The sequence below is a fragment of the Pseudomonas sp. PME37.24/025 genome, assembly GCF_055556615.1.
The window spans coordinates 1-267 of sequence record NZ_JBVHNK010000246.1 but is presented as its reverse complement, the minus strand read 5'-3'; the positions used below and the strand labels follow the sequence as shown (position 1 = coordinate 267).

The 267-nt window shown below is 65.2% G+C and carries 1 protein-coding gene; it reads left to right on the top strand.

Going from position 1 to position 267, the window contains the following annotated elements; all coding sequences use genetic code 11:
* A partial coding sequence (locus tag ACZ3HH_RS30230) for a hypothetical protein (RefSeq protein ID WP_465810281.1) occupies positions 1-267 on the top strand: 267 nt, incomplete at both ends.

Sequence of the window (267 nt, the reverse complement as noted above, 5' to 3'; positions counted from 1 at the left end):
AGCACTCCCAGGCCCGCCGCACCCTCCTGTCGATGGGCAACGCCTTCAAGCTCGCCATGAGCGGCACGTGGTTCCTCAACAACCCCGAGAATATGCACTCCGTCACCCGGTGGGTCTGGCCGGGCGACGACCCCGTCACGGGCCAGAAGTACGTCGAGAGCAATCACGCGCTGTGGAAGGCGATGTATCTCACGACCGTCCCCGTACTCAAGGAGAACGGCGACGTCCTCTACCGCCGGGACCACCTCGGCAAGCTCGCACCCGTGA